The sequence below is a fragment of the Bacillus cereus group sp. BfR-BA-01309 genome, from assembly GCF_022664315.1.
Classification (GTDB): Bacteria; Bacillota; Bacilli; order Bacillales; family Bacillaceae_G; genus Bacillus_A; species Bacillus_A mobilis.
In genome coordinates this window covers 25,505-45,805 of the sequence record NZ_JAKUHE010000007.1, presented here as the reverse complement: position 1 = coordinate 45,805, position 20,301 = coordinate 25,505, and the positions used below count along the sequence as shown (strand labels likewise).

Sequence of the window (20,301 nt, the reverse complement as noted above, 5' to 3'; positions counted from 1 at the left end):
ACATTTTTATTAATAATTGCTTATTTACAGAATCTTTACACATTCTATACATTCTCATTAAAATTCTCTTCATATATTTGATATGCTTAACTAGTAGATAACAATAGAAAAGGTGAATGATATTGAATCAAAATCAAACTGTAACTTTAAACATCTTATTAACAAGTGATATACACGGTACTGTGTATCCAATTCACTACCAAGATAACTCCAAAGCTGAAATTGGTTTAGCTAAAATTTCTACTCTTATAAAAAAAGAACGTTCCGAAAACAGAAACGTTCTTTTAATTGATAACGGTGACTTCATACAAGGAACACCCTTTACTTATCATTACGCTACATATGCAAAAGATAAGAAAAATCCAATGTCCTTATTAGCAAACTATTTACGTTATGATGCTGCAGTTATCGGGAATCATGAATTTAATTATGGAATGGACGTATTAAACCACGCTATTTCTACTGCGAACTTCCCGTATCTATCAGCTAATATTTTAGATACAAACAGAAAAGAACCTTATTTCGGGAAACCATATATAATAAAACATATTGAATCCAATATAAAAATCGCTATTTTAGGAATGACAACGCATTACATTCCTAATTGGGAACAACCTCATCACATTCAAGATTTACAATTTGAAGATGCATTAGAAACAACAAAAAAATGGGTTTCTTACATTCGCGAACAAGAGCAACCAGATTTACTAGTCGTAGCGTATCATGGAGGATTTGAACGCGATTTACAAACCGGGGTACCGACTGAAGTTTTAACAGGTGAAAACCAAGGTTATGCAATGTGCCATGAAATTGAAGGCATAGATATTTTACTAACAGGCCACCAACACCGGGAAATCGCTCACACCGTAATAAATGGTGTAACAGTTTTACAGACCGGATGCAATGGACACTCCGTCGGAAAAATAACAGTAACATTCGAGAAAACAGAACAAAAATGGGTAAAAAAAGAGAGTTATTCACAATTATTGCCCGTGCGAGGAATTGCAGCGGACCAACATATGCTTTCCTTGGTTACCGATTATGAAGAGAAAACACAAAATTGGCTCGATCAACCTATTGGACTAATCTATGGGGATATGCAAATTTCAGACGCTATGCAAACTCGTTTGCAAGACCATCCTTTTATTGAATTCATAAATAAGATACAGATGGATATAGCTAATGTTTCTATTTCTTGTACAAGCTTATTCCATAATACATCTCCAGGTTTCCCTGGTCATGTAACAATGCGTGACATCGTTTCTAATTATATTTATCCAAATACATTAAAAGTAATTAGAATAACTGGAGCAGATATAAAGAACGCCCTTGAGCTTTCTGCTTCTTATTTCACATTACATGCAGATGGAACTATCATCGTAAACCCTACCTTCATAGAACCGAAGCCACAGCACTATAATTACGATATGTGGGAAGGGATTTCGTACGTATTAAACATTTCCAAACCTATTGGCGAGAGAGTAGAATCTTTACAGTATAAAGGCGCTCCTCTTAATATGGATGAAGAATATGACGTCGTTATGAATAATTATCGCGCAAGCGGCGGCGGAAACTTCTTTATGTTTCAAAATAAGCCCGTAATAAAAGACATACCAACAGATATGTCTGAACTTATCGCTAACTATATATTGAAGCACAAAAAGATAGAAGCATCAGCCAATAATAACTGGAAAGTTATTAAATAACCGATATAATAAATAAAAAAGATGGGCTTCGCCCATCTTTTAGTTTAATTTTGCATTATCTTGCTTTTTTAAAGCTTTTAATTTCGCCGGTGTAACATCAGTACCTTCTTCGTTAACAACTTTAATTCCTTTAAGTTCGTTTAACATATTTTGACGAAATCCTTTTAAATATTGTTCACGTAGCGATTGGCGCTCACGTTGTTCTTCTTCAGTTAAGCCTTCAGCCTTTGCTTTTTTCGCTAAGAAGTTAATGCGTTCAATGAGTTCGTGACTTTGCATCTCGAATCCCCCTTTTACTCAAAACTGATTATTATCATACAATAGTTAGTCCTCTTTATCAAGCAATTGCTTTGTATACTCTACATATCTACGATGTACAGTCGCTTTTGAAACATTATGACCAAAGCCGCGAAGCGTTGCCGCAATTTCTTCGAAAGTAAGTTCACTCTTGCGCAAACGTACAATTTCCTCAATCGGCACTTCTTTCTTCTCTCGTCCTACGCTTAAATGACGATTCTTCAAATTATTTTCTGGACGATAACCTTTTTCTACTGCACGTTGCATACCACGTTTAATTTTCAAGTTATGAATCTTTCTTTGATACTCTTCAACAATACCAATAATATCTAATACCATCGAATCAGAGTCAGAGAGCTCTAATTCTCCATTATGCGTATGCGTATATACTTTTACTCCCTCTTTATGTAAACAGTGCATTAATGCAATCTTTGCATTCCCCCTACCAAGGCGCGTTTCATCTTGTATGAGTAGCACATCAATTTGTTCGTCTCGAATGGTATCTAGCACTTCTAATATACCGTCACGTTCAATCGTATACCCACTAGCCTGTTCTTCAATTACCTTAGCAACATTCATTTGATAGCGCTCAGCTAAATGCAATAATTCATCTTTTTGACGTAATAATGACGTTTCTTGCGCTTCTTTCGTTGTACTTACACGCGCATAAATAATTGCATTCATTATGAACCCCTCTTTCTCACTATTATTTCCCTCCAGTGTAACATAAATTCGCCTTTTGTTCGAACTTATGTTTGTAGAATGTTTTTTCGCATGTTATACTTATTAATAAGAAAAATGAAAGAAAACGAGGTGTTAGAAAACATGGAAAAGTTAACGAAACGCCAGCAAGACATTCTCGACTTTATTAAGCTAAAAGTACAAGAAAAAGGATATCCACCTTCCGTACGTGAAATTGGTCAAGCAGTCGGCCTCGCTTCTAGTTCTACAGTGCACGGACATTTATCACGACTAGAAGAAAAAGGATATATTCGACGCGATCCAACAAAACCACGAGCAATTGAAATTTTAGGTGACGATCGAATGGATGCAGAAACACAATCTGTTATTCAAGTTCCAATTATCGGAAAAGTTACTGCTGGATTACCGATTACAGCAGTTGAAAGTGTAGAAGATCACTTCCCACTTCCAGCTAGCATTGTTGCTGGAGCAGACCAAGTGTTTATGTTACGTATTTCTGGAGATAGTATGATTGAGGCTGGTATTTTCGATGGGGATTTAGTTGTTGTTCGCCAACAACAGTCTGCATACAACGGTGAAATTGTAGTCGCTTTAACAGAAGATAACGAAGCAACTGTTAAACGTTTCTATAAAGAAAAAGACCATTTCCGTCTACAACCGGAAAACTCCTCATTAGAACCTATCATTTTAAAACAAGTGTCAGTTATCGGAAAAGTAATTGGCGTATATCGTGATTTACATTAAGCATAATAAAAGAAGATAATTACCTTATTTATATACGGTAATTATCTTCTTTTTTGTATTTTGATAGATTTTCATATATTCTATTTCTTATGAACGGATTTCAATCGTCACATCGCCAGCAGCTGTTTTACCGCTAATCTTTTTACTACCATTGCCAATCGTTATATTTTTATTTTCTTCATTAAAAATCATCACGTCGCCAGCAGCGCTTTGCCCCGTTATAACTGCATCTTGCGGCTTTTCTAATAAGGTAATATCTACATCGCCAGCAGTTGAACTTGCCTCTACATCATACTTAGGATCATGATCCATAATATGCACTTCCCCACTGGCCGTTTTCGCTATTACCTTCCCGATTACCTTTTTAAAGTTCACCTCACCAGCTTTTGAAGATCCCTCCACACTCTTAGCTGTGACATGTTTTAAATTCACTTCTCCAGCGAGTGTCCCAACAGTTACACGATCACTTTTCACATCACTTATTTCTATTTGTCCAGCAGATGAATTTACTTTTATCTCATGGTAAGAACGTTCTGGTACAAATATAGTCAATGTAGACGTTTGAAACTTGAAATTGTAAAAAGAAAAATCAAATGAAGCACCTTTTTCTCTTTCCCCAATAATTTTTAATGTGTCACCATCTTCAGCAATACGAACCTCTTGTTTACGTGTATCTCCTGTGTGCTTTACATAAAAAGAAGAGTCGGGAGATTTTTGGACAACAATATCCCCAGCGTCTAACTTAACTTCTACATTTTTTAATGTTTCGTTTTTAATAACGTCTTCTTTGTTTCCTTTTTCTGCAGTTTGTACTGCTTTTTCATACGTTTGTGAAATCCCTATTACTCCAATAATGATACAAGCGATTGCTACTAACAATATTTTTTTCATCATCTACTCCCCTTTTATCATTTTGAAGTTCCATAATACATAACGTACGCATAACTTTTTAAACCACTTCGTACTATAATAAGCGATAATACATAACAACAAACCTACTCCAACAAACGTTATACTAACGAATACATCCAACCATATAAAAGTACCCATAAATACTTTTGCAATAACAAAAAACGGTGTCACTACACTAGCAATCCCACCGACCCAAAAAGAAAATATAAAAGCGATAATTGCAACTAACGGGCCTAATACAATTATGAAATTAAACAAACTAAGTCCAATCGCTGCCATAACAGCCCTTGTTATATTGGTAGTTGATGGGTCTTTTTTCATTTCGTCAAAGCGATACAAAGCAAGTAAGTCTTTCGCAATTACTTTCGGAGAGCCAAGGCCCTTTATTATTTCCGATTCAGTTTTTCCTTCTTCTATCCCAAACTGAAAATGCTCTTCATAATCAAATAAAATATCTTTCCTCTCTTCTTCCGGTAACTTTCTAAGATGACTTGATAATTCTTTAAGGAACTGCTCTTTACTCATCCCATTCCACCCCTTCAATAATTTCTTGTACGCCTTTTGCAAAATCACGCCACTCTGTTACTAACAAATTCAGTTGCGTTTCCCCTTGCTCAGTTAGTTGATAATATTTACGAGGCGGCCCCTCCGTAGATTCTTTCAAATACGTTTGAAAATACCCTTCTTTCGTTAAGCGACGTAATAAAGGATACACTGACCCTTCCGATATTAAAAATTTATTTGAGATTTGCTGAACAAGTTCATAGCCGTAACAATCCTTACGTTTCACAAGTGCCAACACACACAGTTCTAACACACCTTTTTTAAACTGAACGTTCAAGGTCAATCCCCCTTTCTCATTTCAGTACTGTTCAATACACGGTACCTGTTACATCCATAATATACCACTTAGTATTATTCATTGCAAGGTACTCATTTATATTTACTCCCAAAATGTAGAAAACGTACAAATAAAAGCCCGAATAAGATCTTGTTATAACTGACCATTACTCGGGCTTTTATTCGATTCGAACTGTATGAATACAAAAATTCATTCACTCTTTCCCTTCTAAGAACCAACTTCCATTTGTGACCCTAACAAACTTCGAAATACACCTTTTCTCTCTTTAGCCAATTGATTAAATTCCCCTTTTTGGACAATTTCACCTTTTCCTAAGACAATGACTTGATCTGCATTGCGTATAGTAGATAAACGATGCGCAATCACAATAATTGTCATTGTTCCTTTCAATCTTTCTATTGCTGATTGGATTTTCAGTTCATTTTCAGTATCTAATGCACTTGTAGCTTCATCTAATACTAAAATCGATGGCCTTCTTAAAATAGCCCGAGCTAGCACAAGTCGCTGACGTTCACCACCTGAAAGCCTCGCCCCACGATCTCCAATCATTGTTTCAAGCCCATTTGGTAGCATTTGTACAAATTCAGCGGCGGCCGCAAAACTTAATGCATCCCAAATTTCTTCCTCACTTGCATTCGGTTCAATCATCAATAAATTATCTCTTATGCTCGCATTAAATAAGAAAGGATCTTGTGGTACATAACTAATAGCCCGCCTTAATGACAATAAATTATCAGTTGTAAGTGGAGTACCATCTATTAACACTTGACCTTTTTCTGGCTGGATTAATCCCATTAATACATCAATTAATGTACTTTTTCCTGCACCAGAATGCCCCACAATGGCCGTCATACTATTTATTGGAATTTGTACATTAATATGTTGAAGTGCGTATAACGATTCTTGCTTATTATAACGAAAGTGAACATCCTTACACTCAATACCTTGTTCAATACAAATCGGCTTTATTTGTTTGTGCTGATGTATATCCTGTATTTCAATCGCTTCCTTACATTCCTCTTGCAACTCCCATAATGACTTAAAAGCAGGAATACTTGCAGCTAGTTGTTCTAAATTTGACTGAATCGTCATAAATCTCGGCCACAGTCTAGAAAAAATGAGAATGATTAATAGTAATTGGGTGGGTTGCGATTGAAATAGTTTAACAGATATAAAAATGAGAAATGCTATTAAAACAGATGATACAGCTCTATAAAAAAGTTGTGATTTATTTTTCAATCTCATAAACCCCAATTGCTCGCTCTCTATTTTTTGACACCAATAATATAACCATTCATACCTAGACTCTTCTAGCGTATTACTCTTAATATCTTTAATTCCGTTAAAATGATCTGTAATACCAGCAAGATAACTTTTGGATATCTCTGTCTTTTTATTTCCTAAATCTCTAAACTTTTTTATAAAACCTCTCAACAAAAATGCAAGTATTAGACCCGCAAATAGTACGAAAATCGTTATTGTTGTAGAGAGCCATAATGCAATACCAATTTGGATGAAAGTAAATACTAAGGCGGTTAACATTTGAAAACATAAATTTGTCCCTTGTATGATTCTTCCTAATTCTTCAGTTAAAGAGTTAATCAAATCAGACTTTCTCTTTTTCACAAAGAATTCCCAATTCACTTTTAGTAGAGAACTATACGTTTCTAATCTTATATAATTTGTAAAGCGAATAATAATCTTCATATTTTGAAGACTCAAATGTTGTTGTAGAAACGCTTGAAAAACTACTAGAAAAATATAGATACCTAAGATGAGTAGTAAACTTACTGTTCCAGGGATATTATGAAAAAAACTAAACATCTCCATAAAGGAACTCGAATCATTTTTCATGTCTACAATCCCACTTACACTTATCATTGGAATCAATAAAAGTATCCCCATCCCTTCCAAAAGACTCACTACTGTCATCCCTAATAAATTTATATATAATTTTCTCCCAGCAAAAGAATGTAATTTTTTCATAAAATATAAGAGGTAGTTCAATTTTTATCCTCCTATGAGAATACATATTTTTTCGTTTTTCTCCAAGCACATAAAATAGGTCGTAAAGGAAAATATAGAAAATGAAGTGACTTTGGTAACGGTAACGTCTTTGCATCAATTGGATAGGGATAAAAATGACTTATCGTAAATACAACCCTTTGCCTATTTGACATTAGCAAAAATAAATGTCGACTGTGATATTCTGCTACATCATCTGGAACAGGGGGTGTATGCAAGTTTATCTTTTGCTTCAAATAAAACAATGCTCCTTGCGCTAAACGCTTCGTACGACTCCGATTCATCAATCCTATCATTTCCTCAGTAGTTGTTGCATTTAAAAGCTCACTAACTAAAATTAATGCTTGTCCTCCAACATGCTCATTTTGATATTTTTTAAGTAACTTTTTAGTAACTGGCCATTTGAGATTTTGCTTTAACATCTGATGGATATCAACTAACCAACGTAATCGAGACCAACCATGACGTGCTCCATGAGAAATAAGAAACCAAAATAAATCCTCTCTTCCTAACATATAAACAGGATAACTTACCAGCGAACTTTTCCTTTTCCTCTCCCAAAGTTCTTCAAAATTCGGCTCTTTTCCAGGGCCAGGGTGTAATCTCCAATGAATTTCTACTTTAATATGCTTCTGATGATGAAAAAATGTTACATGATGATGTCTCCATTTCCAATCATTTAATATTGTTTGAATGTACTCATCTTTCACATAACCTTCTTCCGCAAGGAGTTTCTCCACTTTTTCTAACTGTTGAATCGGAATAAGAATGTCCAGATCACAAGATGTACGTAAAGAAATATCACCATATAGATCATGCGCAAGTATTGGCCCTTTTAAAAAAAGTGTACGAATCTCATTTCCAAAAAATATTTTACTTAGCCGCTCCATTTCAGCACTCAAATACAGCATTTGAAAAGTATTCTTTTTAAACTGTTGGTACAACAATTCCACTACATAATCAGGCATCCTTTCTTCTCCCAGGCCTTTTAATTTCGAATATATGCTTGGGTAAACACGGTGATGCATTGCAAGTGCAACAAACTCATGCCAATCAATATCCAGTAGCCAGTCACTTCGATTTTGAAATCCATCATCACCATCTTCCATTTTCAAAATCTCCAAAAGCAATTTTAACTCCTTAGAAAAATCATCTGTGTCTAGACAGAAACTCTTATGCATCTTAGTCTCCTTTTTTCGGATTCTTCTCATCTATTTTCTTTGCAAATGTACTAACAACAGTAAATTGATCCATACTTTCCATTCCAGTAATATAAAAAGGACCACTACGTAACCACGCATGAGCGACCAACTTTCCATCCTTATCCTTTGCAGTTCCAAAATATAAAGTACTTTCTATTCGTCGCCTCTCTAACATTTTCATTGCGGCTATCGATTTCTCAAAACACATACTGTCCCATAAAGTATGCTGACTCATAATTTGTATAGCCTCAGAAACTCTCCCGATTATTGGTTTATTAAATTCTATATAACATAAAGGTGTTTCTTCCATATGAATACCTAAGGTCGATGAAACTTTAGAGAATGGCATTATCTTTAAAATCCGTGCCCACCCTAAATACACACATGCCTCTGCAAATAAAAACATTACCTTCCTATCTAATGAAATAAAAGCCCCTACTTTTCTCAACATTTCCATATCCTCCTACTTCTTTTCGAAAATAAAAGAATACACTAAACTTATTTACTGACCTCAATTAACCCTTCCTCTAATAAAATCTCCAAATAAGATACCACTTCTTTCTCACATTTTGATTGTTCTACCTCATATTCTAATGTTAATTCCTTAATCAATTGAGTAACTGATAGTGGTTTCTCAATTAATCCCCATATAACCCCTCCTAACTCACCTAAATTGTAATATTTACCATTCCGTATACTTAACATTACTTTCTCCCCGTTCATATCGCTTACTATATTCCCTTGAACTTGTGTGATGAATTGATTTAATGAGATACCTTGTTTTTCCATAATCACTCATTCTCCTTTGTTTATAGTATTTATTATGACATCAACTAGTTTCGGTGCACTGAATCTAGAAATCGGTCTACACAACTGATACATATTAACTTTACTTAAAATATCTGCAGATTTGTTAAAGTGCCATTCCGTTAGCCCTAAATCATGAATAAGAAAGTTGCGAAAAGTATGCCGGAATAAAGCATAAAAACGCTCCAGATTTTCAATTTTTTGGACCTCTATTTCCTCACTTTCCGTTTTCACCAATTCAAATATACCTGCCAAAGGCAATATTTCACTAAAGTATTGAGAGGTAACTGGAACACTATATTTCTTCTCTCGACCACATATGGATTGATACTCTCCTATTTCCATTCCAAAGTTGGTCAAACTGTCCTGCCATAACTTCTGTTGAGGATAAGAAGGGATAACTATCGGCGCATATGTGTCTTGCGAAAAAGATACTGCAATCACATCATCACTTAAAAACTGATATCCTTCTTTTATAAACCCTGACGCTAATGTAGACTTTCCTGCACCTGAATCTCCTATGAATGCATATGCTTTTCCGTCAATCACCACTGCACTACCATGCAATGGAAAAATCTTTCTTTGCATTAGTATTGCACCCATACAAGTTCCAAGAATCCAAAGTCGAATCATATCTTCTTCATAATTTTCCAAAGGTGAAACAGTTATCGTCTTTCCACCTTGTATCGAAAAAATTACTACATTAGGAACCTGAAACATAACTCTGTTTTCATCGACTATAAAAGTCCTTTGTTTATCTGATAAGTCAAACCAAATTTTTGATAGATCTTCTATTTTTATTTCTACATCTATTTTGTCTAGTTTATTATTCGCATAAGGTAATTCTGGTAGAGCAATATCACTAACAACCGACAAACCAAAAGCTTGATACACCATTTCCTTCTGAGCTATTAGCATCCTTTTCACCTCCTATTTAGTTCTATGTTAAAAACCCTTATATTTTTTCATATAAGGGTTTTTTAAAAACAACCGGTCATATAAAATCTAAGTAAATTCGAATAACTAAGTACACTCAATAAAAAACTCTTTTCACCTAACTCCAAGTTAAATCATCTCGATCTGTTCCTGCCTCATAAGTATGATCAAGATGTCTTCCATTTTTCGGATCAAGCATTGTCATATTCACATCAAGCACTTCTAATACAGGTGTTTTCCATTCTTTTTTCATATTATCACCTCCTTTCAAAAAAATTTTTTCATAAATCTATATAATATTAAACAACGCATTAATATCTTATAATTCGGATCAGTTGCATACTCTGGTCGAACATCTCTGCTAATTTCAGATAACGCTCGCTTAATGATCTTGCCATCTATAAATTCTAAAATCCTTTCGTCTTCACTAAGCTGCTGTAACTCCTCTATTACCATATCCCAATACGGAATCATTCGATGAAGCCAATCGGCTCCTTGAACACCACGAACTCTTTGATTTAATCTAACTTTATCTGGCAAATACTTTTCAGTAGATTTTCTAATAAGCGCTCGATCCAGCCCATTTTGAACAAATTGTTTCTCTGGAACAGATAAACAAAAACGAATTACACGTATGTCATTAGTAGGATCACGTGTCCATAACGAATAATATAAAGATAATTTACTTCCTAATGTACTAGTTGCGTTCCAATGAAAACCATCTTCAAAATGTCTAATTCTCCGTTCGTAAATATTTGTGGTAGCAAACCATCCCTTTTGATCTAATCCGTAATTTTTGAGTTTATTAAAAACATCTGTCCTCTTTGCAAATTCTTGATTAATGAATGATGGAATTTCATACGGTTCACCCATCGGAAATATTCGATCAATAAATGGGAATGCTACTCTTGCAACAACGGGTATTCTTCTTAATCTAGCCCCACCTGCATTTTTACTGTACTGATGTAATTCATAAATAAGACGAAACCATTTCATTCTTTTCAATAAAATTGCATAATAATCTAAGGCAGCTCCCCAAGATATACTTAAATTACCTCTTGCCCCACTTAAAAGCACCCCAACTTTTTCTTCTTGTCCTTTCTCATACATCCCCTTCAACCAAAAAGAATTTTCGAAAAATTTATATGGAACCTCCATCATTTCTAATAGACTATCAATTTCAGAGAAAGAGTTTTTCTCTTTAAAATCTAAAAAATGCGCTTTAATTCCGCCTACGTATTGGACGGTCGATTGAATAAAAGCCCTTTCATCTGGCATTAAAGACTTAGGAGTATAATCTTCAAAATCATCCGAAGGAATATAGCTGAATGTATGCAATTGTTTATTTTCTGTACTTAACGCCTTTACAGCGAAACTAACAACTGCGCCAGAATCTAGTCCACCACTTAAATGAGCCCCAATTTGACGATAAGTACGTGTACACGATGTTACAGCCTGTTGAAAAACTTCTTGAAACGCTTCTACATACTCTTCATCTGTCTTGAGCTTTAACTTCTGGTCCAAGTCCAAAGTACAATATTTTGTTAACTTCATCTTACCTCTGTCAATTGTAATGCTGTGAGCTGGAGGTATTTGTTCTATTTTTTTATAGGGTGTTATTGAGGTATCTACCGTATCAACTACTGTTGAAATTGCTAAATACTCAGCAATCCATTGTTCGTTTAATTCTCTTCGTATATAAGGTAATGCTAACAAAGGGCTTATCGTCGTACAAAAAACAACCCGTTGCTTATCATAGTAATAATACAGGGTTCGACTTCCTGAAAAATCTCTAGCTCCAAATAACTTTTGATTACGTTCATCCCAAATCATAAAAGCAAAATTACCGACTAAATATTTTGGAGAATCTTCTCCCCACTTTTGATAAGCTAGTAAAATTAATTTACTATCAGGTATTACCTTTCTCTCGTCATAATTTACTTGCAACCTATCAAATAGTTCATTTCGATTATCAATAATTGCATCTGCTGTAATCACTAATTTTGCTGTTTCATTATAGTAAGGTAACTGTTCACCAATAGCTTCTGGTGTAATCCATTGTGCATGACACCCAAAAAATGTGTTCTCTTTATGGAAAATTCCAATGTCATTAGCAGGATATTTATATAAACAATCCATTATCCTTCTTCCATGCTCAATTAATACGGGTTCATTAGTAAGATGAACAATACCAGTTATTGCGCTCATGTTTTCCTCCTAATATATAAGGAATTTCTATAAATACTACTTTTATATTTATTTCGTTAAACATACCCTTATATCATTCTTTTTAAAGAACAAAAACATTTATTCTAACACTTCCTCAATTATATGGTCCTATAAACCAGTAGATTACGGGTATGTCAAAACGATTTTCATGCACTTATTTTCATTATAAAGAACAAATGACAATGCATATAAATGCCTAATTTCATTCTTATTTGTTGTTTTATTAGCTTTTCTTTAACACTACATTTAAAATACACTGAATCACCCGTTGTTGATCTTCGGTTAACATATTAGATCCTGAAGGTAAACAAATTCCACTTTGAAACAGATACTGCGACACATCTTCATTTTTGCTATGCGGATAATACTTCTTCTTTTTAAAGAGCGATTGTATATGCAATGGCTTCCACATAGGACGCGCTTCAATATTTGCTTCCTCTAAATCCCTCAATAAGTTCCCAACAGAGATCCCAGATTCCTTTTCATCAATCGTCAATGTAGTAAGCCAACGATTCGAGCGAGTATTTTCTAATTCAGGCATAAAATAAAATCCTGGTATGAGAGATAACTCTTCGTAATACCGTTTATATACAGATCTTCTAGCTCTCACCCTTTCTTCTAACACTTCTAATTGTCCTCTTCCAATACCAGCCAATACATTACTCATTCGATAATTATACCCTACCTTACTATGCTCATAATGTGGTGCTGGATCCTTTGCTTGAGTCGCTAAAAATCTCGCCTTTTCTAACGCTTCCACATCATCAGAAACTAGCATTCCACCGCCCGAAGTTGTAATAATTTTATTTCCATTAAATGAATAAATACCAAATCTTCCGAATGTACCACTTGCTTTTCCTTTATATGTAGAACCTAGGGATTCTGCTGCATCCTCAATTATGGGAACACCATAATGATTACAAAGCAAAAGAATTTCATCTAATTTCGCACTCTGGCCATATAAATGAACAAGAATGACAGCCTTAGGTAATTTCCCTGCTTTATAAGCAGTATGCAACGCAAGAGCTAGAGCTTGTGGTGACATATTCCATGTTTCCGGTTCTGAGTCAATAAATACCGGTTCCGCTCCCAAATAAACAATCGGATTCGCACTCGCTACAAAAGTGAAACTTGAACAAAATACTGTATCTCCCTTTTGAACGTCTAATAATTGCAAAGCTAAATGAATGGCAGCAGTCCCCGAACTAACTGCAGCCCCACCTTTAACTCCTACAAAAGAAGCAAGCTCTCTTTCAAATGCATCTACATTTGGACCAAGAGGTGCAATCCAATTTGAATCAAAAGCATCTTTTATATATTTCTGTTCATTTCCACTCATGTGCGGAGAGGAAAGATAGATTTTCTCCTTACTTTTTATCATCATTCTTCATCTCCTCTCAATTTACTATATTAATAACTTTGGCTGGAATACCAGCAGCAGTACAATTAGATGGAAAATCATTTATGACAACAGACCCCGCTCCAACAATAGACCACTTACCAATTTGAACACCTGGAATTATAGTAGCTGATGCTCCTATATGTGCCCCCTCTGCTATAGTGACAGAACCTGTAAGTGTAGCATGTGGTGAAATATGAACAAAATCATCAATTATATTATCATGTTCTATTATTGAGCCCGTATTTATTATAGTATGGTTACCGATGGAAGTATCCGCATTAACAACCACATTTGGCATAATTACCGTTCCATTTCCTATATAAGCATTTGAACTTATAATGGCTGTTTTATGAATTAAAGTAGCATATATGCTACTTTGTTGATTTAATATTCCCGCAATTTCCCTTCTTATTTCATTATTTCCTATAGCAATAACGAGCTTTACATCATTAAAATTATTGATAATTTCCCTTGCATCTGCAATTGCTCCAAAATAAAGATTATCTACAATATTTATACCTGTATACAAATCATCTAAATAACCGACTATTTCATATCCTTCATTTGATAAGACTATATCCCTCACAACCTTGCTATGCCCACCACATCCTATTATTATAAGTTTCATTTCCCCTCCCCCTTTATTTTTATTTCTCCTCCATTAAATCGCTCCATTGTTACATGCCCTACATGATTTATTCCCTCTGTTTTAAATACTTTTAATATTGTAAGTACAATTATTTTCAAGTCTAGTAAAAAAGAGTGATTCTCCACATACCATACATCCAATTCAAATTTTTCTTCCCAGGTAATTAAATTCCTACCATTTATTTGTGCCCATCCTGTAATCCCTGGTTTTACATTATGTCTTTTAGCCTGTTTACTAGAATATAGGGGTAAGTATTCCATCAATAATGGCCTTGGACCTACTAAACTTAAATCACCCCATAGAACATTTATCAGTTGGGGTAACTCATCTAAACTATATTTTCTAAGAATTGCCCCAAAAGTAGTCAGTCTATTTTTATCTGGAAGTAATTCCCCATCACTACCCTTCTTATCTAGCATAGTTCTAAACTTATAAACATTAAACGGTTTTCCATGCAGTCCTGGACGCTGTTGCTTAAACAGTACAGGTGATCCTAATTTCATCCTAACTAAAATTGCTACAACAAGAATAGGAAGCAAACATACAAATAATAACAATAAAGAAATACATACATCAAAAATCCTTTTCATGTACTATCCTCCTTACTTATTTACGTTTAATACTCCTAACACGAAGGACCATTTAGAAATTTATATGCAATTAAACAAAACAAGGGGCAACTACAGTTAGTTGCCCCTTGTTTTGTTTAATTACGTCATCTTTCATTAATTTTATCTCATCAAATAGTTTAAACAGAGCTTGATTCCTATGCGGTATCTCTACTTATTTGCAAAGGATCGGTTACTCTATTAATCCCTGTAACTTTACACGTACGGATCAAAGACGCCATTAATATAATTATCCTTTTTTATATGTTCATCCCTTAACTTTATAACTACTGTGTCCACAATATTATCTTTAAAAATCAAAGTGATTGAGGATGAAATCTGATTTGCATTCAAGCCTATCATGTTTTTATTTGACCTAAATATATTATTTTCTATTAACATAAACTCACTCGTAAATGTTTCATTCCAAAAATTAATTATACTGTCTGTCGATTCCGAATTAAGGTATTCAAATGCATTATTATTAAATTCTATTCTTCCCCCAATGTCCCATAAAAAAAATGCCGAGCCCCATCTTCCCCCTCTAAAATTACTATTTTTCACTTTTAGCATCGCTATCCTTTGAGAAGACTCAACAGTAAAAAGATTATAAGCATCCCAACTAAATGAACATCCATTAAATTCATATTCTGCTTGCGGAGTTTTTGTAACAAATGATATTGTACCGCTGTTCTCAAATTTACATCCCGTATATACTCCTGGTGGTAAATTCGTAATGATTCCTTGCGGATGTTTCGTATCTATAAAAGAAATATTATTTAATCTCCATCCATTTTTCATACCAGGTGATACACCTGTCAAACTTGTGCCCTCTACAGCGCCTCCTTTAATAACACAATCTGATATAGTTTGCGGTTCTGCTGAGAAACCAATTATTGAACCCAACTGTGAAAAAGAATGAAATAAATCTCGATCACTAAAAAATTCACATTGGTTGACTTGAATACAATATGCTGTATCTCTCCCCATTAACAATGCGCTATTATGGAAAGTACAGTTACCAATAAGCGCTTCTTTATCTCCTTGATCTATCGTGACTCGAGTAGCATACATTTGATTATTCGTAAAAGTTACTTCTCCACTTAAAACACAACTTACTTCCCTTAAGTGATTATTGCTTATAATCACTTTCTCTACATTTTCGCCTACTACTAAAGAATTATTAACTAATTTATTTTGAATGATATTAATATATCTACCACCGACTACAACAACGTTATATCCCTGATTATCATATATATTATTACGCTCAATATTTATATATTGATTTAATCGATATCCATCTTCAATATCTATTGCTCCTTGAGGTGCTATACCTTTCATTTTGTAAATTTCACAATCTCTAATATAAATTTGTTTCGCTCCAGATACGCTTACCCCAAGCCTTCTACAATCATGTATTTTACATTTCTCAATAAATACATTTTTGGAGAATTCCGGAATTCTAACAGTTATTTTACAACCGTTTTCTGTAGGTACTGTACCTTGATGAAGAACGATTCTCGCATAATCCGCTTCTTTTGGAACACTCACTTCTTCAAAAAACATTACTCTCTTAGCAGCCGTTACAAAAGTATTATCAGCCCTATAAAATAACACATCATATAATTCTGTGTATATTTCTGAACCAATTCCACCATAGCCATCTCCATACAAACCGAAATATCCCCATTTTATAATGCTACTATGATGTAAATCTATTTTTAAATTCGACCTAATTTTATTATCATCTACTATTAGGGCACCATTGACATCACTAATCCCGCCCACTTCAAATGTACCAGCAAAATCATATTCTCCAATTTGTCCCCATGTACTTTCCATTGCTATACCATCGCCAGTACAATTTAAAATTTCCATATTATCTATTGAAATATAATTCATATTACTCCCCTCAGCAGGAGTCGTATTTCCAACTTCAATTCCATACCCCCATTCATGGGTATGAGGAATCGTTGTATAATCGTGTGTATCTTTATCCCCTTCAATCCTTCCATTTGTAACTCGAGAAAATTTTTGATTTCTTTGATATCGTACGATTGCATATTTAACTAATCCATTACTTCTTATTTTTAAAGTTGATCCACCTAAATTTAAAGTCATAAAGCTTTGTGGTTCAATTGGTGTATTTTCATCAATTAAATATGTCCCCGGGGGTAAAACAACTTCTATAAATCCTTGTTGAGATGCCCATAATAATGCGTTATTAATCCCTTTAGAAGTATTATCAGCGTCCGTTCCATCATTTTTAACATTCCATCTCTCTAACTCAAGAAAATATGTGCCTGAAACCGCATTAGCAGATTCTGTTTCTCCAATCAGTGATTTTCTAGACTTAAAACTTCCAAATGTATTGCTTTTAAGTTTACTTACTAACCTCTCAAATGTATTCTCTGTTGATACTTTTACATTCCCTTTTTTCGTCCCAATAAATAACTCACTAGTATCTATACAAAAACAAAATTCTCCCTCACTTAACACAGGAAGATTACTTTTTAAAACACATGTCACCTGAAATTTTGCCATGATTTATATATAACCTCCAACTAAGATGCAAGCTGAATTTCACCAGAAAATTCAAACTTATATCAGTAGATTGGGATAAATATTTTATATTCTGCTTACATACGTATCCCTTTAATAGAATACTATGCATCAAATAAATACTATGTTAGGGCTAATGATTCATGTTTTCTAATTAAAATCAGGTTTCATTTCATACTAACAGGCTTCAACAATATTATACTTTTTTATACCTAACCAATGTTTTGTTTTTTTGTAATTTGAAAAAACATCATACTAAAAATATTCCTTATATATTGAAATTCTGTGCTTTTATAAAAAATTAAAATGTATATTACATTTGGTACTAATAAGCAAATCATACCTTTTCCGACTAACGAAATAAAGGTACTATCTTCTATGAAATAATTACATATACTTGTAGTAATGAAACCTGTCACGATAGTTAAAAATATATAAAATACGTATGTTGTGAAATACTTCCAAACTGATTTCTTAAAAAGATTTTTATATACAATATAAGGCTGAATCCAAAGTACAGTAGCAATTGTACTAATCGCCGTTCCTATGAATATACCTACCAATCCAAACATTTTAGCTAATAGAATGGATAAACTTAAATTGATTATCGCTTCAACTAATGGAATATACTTATCTTGTACAAATAATCCCGCTTTATTTTTAAAAATAGCTATCGCGGTTCGCATCCCTGTTAAATAAAAGTTTATGAGTATCACTACAAAAACCATGTTATTTAATAAATACTTCTTATCAAGCCACCACCCTATAAATGGCTCTAACAGATTAAATAAAAATATAGTACAAAAAGAAAAGATCCAAAAATTCACTAAATATGTCACTTTAAATATTGCATAATTTTTGTCATTATTTTCAGTTGCGATTAGATTTCCTACACTTGCTTCAATACCATTTAATATAGGATTTACTACAGCTGCTAATTGATTTATTATCATTGTATAGTTCGAATATATCCCGACTGTAGCAAGACCTACAAAAGATGAAATCAGTATATTATCCGTTCCAAATACAATATATCCTCCAATATTATGCAAAAACATCGCCTTTACATTTATAATTAATTTTTCTTTCGTATCATTATCTATAGAATACTTCTTTTTTGTCTTTATATAAGAATAGTTCTTATTCACAATCCTACCGTTTACGACATTTTGAATTACATATATACTCAACTCTATAACTAAATACAATATATAATTTTTCGTGTACATTAGTATAAATATTTTAAATATTGTAGTTACCACTTGGAATAAGAGATCCACCCTAGCCAATATGTATCCTCTTTGATCAGCTTGTATTAAAGACCTCTTATGAGCATTTAAATAGGTAACTACATTTTTCACCACGAATATAGAATAGATTATCGCAATATTTGATATAGACTCCCCATCTTTCATTAAATAACTTAAAAAGGGATATATCATAGCACTTATTACTAAAATAATTATTGCTAAAATCTGATAAATTTTTTTATATAATTGAACAAGGGCTATAATTTTATACTGATTATTTTCTGCCAATGGTTTATACAAATTGTATACTATACTCGCTCCTATGCCGGCTTCAATTAACGCTAACATGGATAATACATTAATTAACAAGCCATCTATCCCTAAATACTCTATTCCTAAACTATCCAAAAAAACTTTCCTAGATATAAAGCCTAGAATAACAATAACTATTTGAGAAAATATACTTATTGCTATGTTTTTAATTGAATACATTGTTCGCATGATTAATCCCCTTCATTAACTAGATCATCTCTATGTAGAAAGAATCCTCATAACAATAAAGTCACATTATCCTGGCGATAATTTCCTTCTCGTAATTCAAGTCACTAATTGCATTCACATTAGTTCCATCATCTACTTCACCAATATACTTATTTTTTATAGGTTGTTTTTCTGTCGCTTTCTTCAAAAACCATTCATACTCTATATCAATATGACCAATATCTAACGTTTGATATCCAACAGAAGATAAATCATACGCTAATACCGTAGCTGTTGGGCCTAGTGCAATTAATATTAATTTCGATTTTTGTTGACTCTTTGCTAGCTCTAATATTTCCCTATACTTCGCAAAAGCATTTTTTGATGGGCATATTATTCTATCAATTGTTTTAGCATTTTTAAAAAGATCGTTTCCTACCCCTAGTCTACTTTGAGTCCCTTCAATAATGATTATTTCTCTACCATTCCAAATATCTTTCATTTTATCAAAACGAATTCCAACCATACTTTTATCTTGATGATCTATATATAACCTTGTAACTAATGCATCGCAATATTCTTTATTCATACGTATACTCTTGTAAATTCTGCTACGATTTAACTCTAAATATTTTTCCCAATACTCTCTTGATTTGTCCGTGCACCAATTTAAATCTTCAAAAACATTCGGAATACAAACTAAATGTCCCATCTTATTACTTTTAAGAACTTCATCCAGTCTATCCTTTAATTCTTTTGAATACGGCTGAAAAATTAAATTTTCTCCATTTATAAGAGCAAATTCACCATCACCAAATCTACTTACTGAACAATTATTATTTATAATATAGTCAAGTGTTTCATCAACACTTTTCACTATTGGAGGATTCCTTTTCATAGTAATCACCCTATTATATTGAATAGT

At 33.5% G+C, this 20,301-nt stretch carries 20 protein-coding genes; 2 read left to right on the top strand and 18 right to left on the bottom strand.

Going from position 1 to position 20,301, the window contains the following annotated elements; all coding sequences use genetic code 11:
- The first annotated feature begins 122 nt into the window (after positions 1 to 122).
- The gene (locus MR115_RS14710) at positions 123 to 1,706 is read left to right on the top strand and encodes a bifunctional metallophosphatase/5'-nucleotidase (RefSeq protein WP_242241790.1); all 1,584 of its coding nucleotides are present in this window, start codon (positions 123 to 125) and stop codon (positions 1,704 to 1,706) included.
- 39 nt (positions 1,707 to 1,745) lie between these two features.
- Here the strand turns inward: MR115_RS14710 and MR115_RS14705 are convergent, their stop codons facing one another.
- The gene (locus tag MR115_RS14705; protein WP_001190582.1) at positions 1,746 to 1,985 is read right to left on the bottom strand and encodes a DUF896 domain-containing protein; all 240 of its coding nucleotides are present in this window, start codon (positions 1,983 to 1,985) and stop codon (positions 1,746 to 1,748) included.
- Between the two features lie 45 nt (positions 1,986 to 2,030).
- Entirely contained in the window at positions 2,031 to 2,687 is a 657-nt protein-coding gene (locus tag MR115_RS14700; protein WP_242241789.1) for a YneB family resolvase-like protein, read from the bottom strand.
- Between the two features lie 141 nt (positions 2,688 to 2,828).
- On the opposite strand from MR115_RS14700, the gene lexA reads away from it, so the two are divergent.
- The gene (lexA, locus tag MR115_RS14695) at positions 2,829 to 3,449 is read left to right on the top strand and encodes a transcriptional repressor LexA (protein WP_016086752.1); all 621 of its coding nucleotides are present in this window, start codon (positions 2,829 to 2,831) and stop codon (positions 3,447 to 3,449) included.
- A gap of 87 nt (positions 3,450 to 3,536) precedes the next feature.
- On the opposite strand, the gene MR115_RS14690 is transcribed toward lexA, so the two are convergent.
- The 16 genes from MR115_RS14690 to MR115_RS14615 all read right to left on the bottom strand — a co-directional run bounded on the left by MR115_RS14690 (position 3,537) and on the right by MR115_RS14615 (position 20,274).
- On the bottom strand, positions 3,537 to 4,343 hold the full coding sequence (locus MR115_RS14690) for a DUF4097 family beta strand repeat-containing protein (RefSeq protein ID WP_242241788.1): 807 nt from the start codon (positions 4,341 to 4,343) through the stop codon (positions 3,537 to 3,539).
- Positions 4,344 to 4,886 (bottom strand): DUF1700 domain-containing protein, encoded by a 543-nt coding sequence (locus MR115_RS14685; RefSeq protein WP_097819647.1) that lies wholly within the window; start codon positions 4,884 to 4,886, stop codon positions 4,344 to 4,346. It lies immediately after the preceding gene.
- Positions 4,879 to 5,202: a PadR family transcriptional regulator gene (locus MR115_RS14680; protein ID WP_001102620.1), complete on the bottom strand. Its 324-nt coding sequence runs from the start codon at positions 5,200 to 5,202 to the stop codon at positions 4,879 to 4,881. The genes MR115_RS14685 and MR115_RS14680 overlap by 8 nt, the downstream gene beginning before the upstream one ends.
- Positions 5,203 to 5,430: 228 nt before the next feature.
- The gene (locus MR115_RS14675; RefSeq protein ID WP_242241787.1) at positions 5,431 to 7,230 is read right to left on the bottom strand and encodes an ABC transporter ATP-binding protein; all 1,800 of its coding nucleotides are present in this window, start codon (positions 7,228 to 7,230) and stop codon (positions 5,431 to 5,433) included.
- An 11-nt stretch (positions 7,231 to 7,241) separates the two neighbouring features.
- Positions 7,242 to 8,429, bottom strand: a complete 1,188-nt coding sequence (locus MR115_RS14670) for a nucleotidyltransferase domain-containing protein (protein WP_242241786.1) — start codon at positions 8,427 to 8,429, stop codon at positions 7,242 to 7,244.
- Position 8,430: 1 nt separating this feature from the next.
- The gene (locus MR115_RS14665; RefSeq protein WP_163096819.1) at positions 8,431 to 8,907 is read right to left on the bottom strand and encodes a lasso peptide biosynthesis B2 protein; all 477 of its coding nucleotides are present in this window, start codon (positions 8,905 to 8,907) and stop codon (positions 8,431 to 8,433) included.
- A 41-nt stretch (positions 8,908 to 8,948) separates the two neighbouring features.
- Positions 8,949 to 9,245: a lasso peptide biosynthesis PqqD family chaperone gene (locus MR115_RS14660; RefSeq protein WP_242241785.1), complete on the bottom strand. Its 297-nt coding sequence runs from the start codon at positions 9,243 to 9,245 to the stop codon at positions 8,949 to 8,951.
- On the bottom strand, positions 9,246 to 10,175 hold the full coding sequence (locus tag MR115_RS14655) for a phosphoenolpyruvate carboxykinase (ATP) (RefSeq protein ID WP_242241784.1): 930 nt from the start codon (positions 10,173 to 10,175) through the stop codon (positions 9,246 to 9,248).
- 136 nt (positions 10,176 to 10,311) lie between these two features.
- Positions 10,312 to 10,446, bottom strand: a complete 135-nt coding sequence (locus MR115_RS14650; protein ID WP_113936916.1) for a paeninodin family lasso peptide — start codon at positions 10,444 to 10,446, stop codon at positions 10,312 to 10,314.
- A gap of 14 nt (positions 10,447 to 10,460) precedes the next feature.
- Positions 10,461 to 12,401, bottom strand: coding sequence for a lasso peptide isopeptide bond-forming cyclase (locus MR115_RS14645; protein ID WP_242241783.1), 1,941 nt, complete (start codon positions 12,399 to 12,401; stop codon positions 10,461 to 10,463).
- A 244-nt stretch (positions 12,402 to 12,645) separates the two neighbouring features.
- Positions 12,646 to 13,803, bottom strand: coding sequence for an aminotransferase class I/II-fold pyridoxal phosphate-dependent enzyme (locus tag MR115_RS14640; RefSeq protein WP_242241950.1), 1,158 nt, complete (start codon positions 13,801 to 13,803; stop codon positions 12,646 to 12,648).
- A 16-nt stretch (positions 13,804 to 13,819) separates the two neighbouring features.
- A complete protein-coding gene (locus tag MR115_RS14635) occupies positions 13,820 to 14,452 on the bottom strand; it encodes an acetyltransferase (protein ID WP_242241782.1) in 633 nt (210 codons plus the stop codon).
- Complete coding sequence (locus tag MR115_RS14630; protein WP_242241781.1) at positions 14,449 to 15,063, bottom strand: sugar transferase; 615 nt, start codon at positions 15,061 to 15,063, stop codon at positions 14,449 to 14,451. The genes MR115_RS14635 and MR115_RS14630 overlap by 4 nt, the downstream gene beginning before the upstream one ends.
- 234 nt (positions 15,064 to 15,297) lie before the next feature.
- Positions 15,298 to 17,628 (bottom strand): right-handed parallel beta-helix repeat-containing protein, encoded by a 2,331-nt coding sequence (locus MR115_RS14625; RefSeq protein WP_242241780.1) that lies wholly within the window; start codon positions 17,626 to 17,628, stop codon positions 15,298 to 15,300.
- A 230-nt stretch (positions 17,629 to 17,858) separates the two neighbouring features.
- The gene (locus MR115_RS14620; RefSeq protein WP_242241779.1) at positions 17,859 to 19,397 is read right to left on the bottom strand and encodes a lipopolysaccharide biosynthesis protein; all 1,539 of its coding nucleotides are present in this window, start codon (positions 19,395 to 19,397) and stop codon (positions 17,859 to 17,861) included.
- Between the two features lie 61 nt (positions 19,398 to 19,458).
- On the bottom strand, positions 19,459 to 20,274 hold the full coding sequence (locus MR115_RS14615) for an SP_1767 family glycosyltransferase (RefSeq protein ID WP_242241778.1): 816 nt from the start codon (positions 20,272 to 20,274) through the stop codon (positions 19,459 to 19,461).
- Positions 20,275 to 20,301: the final 27 nt, after the last annotated feature.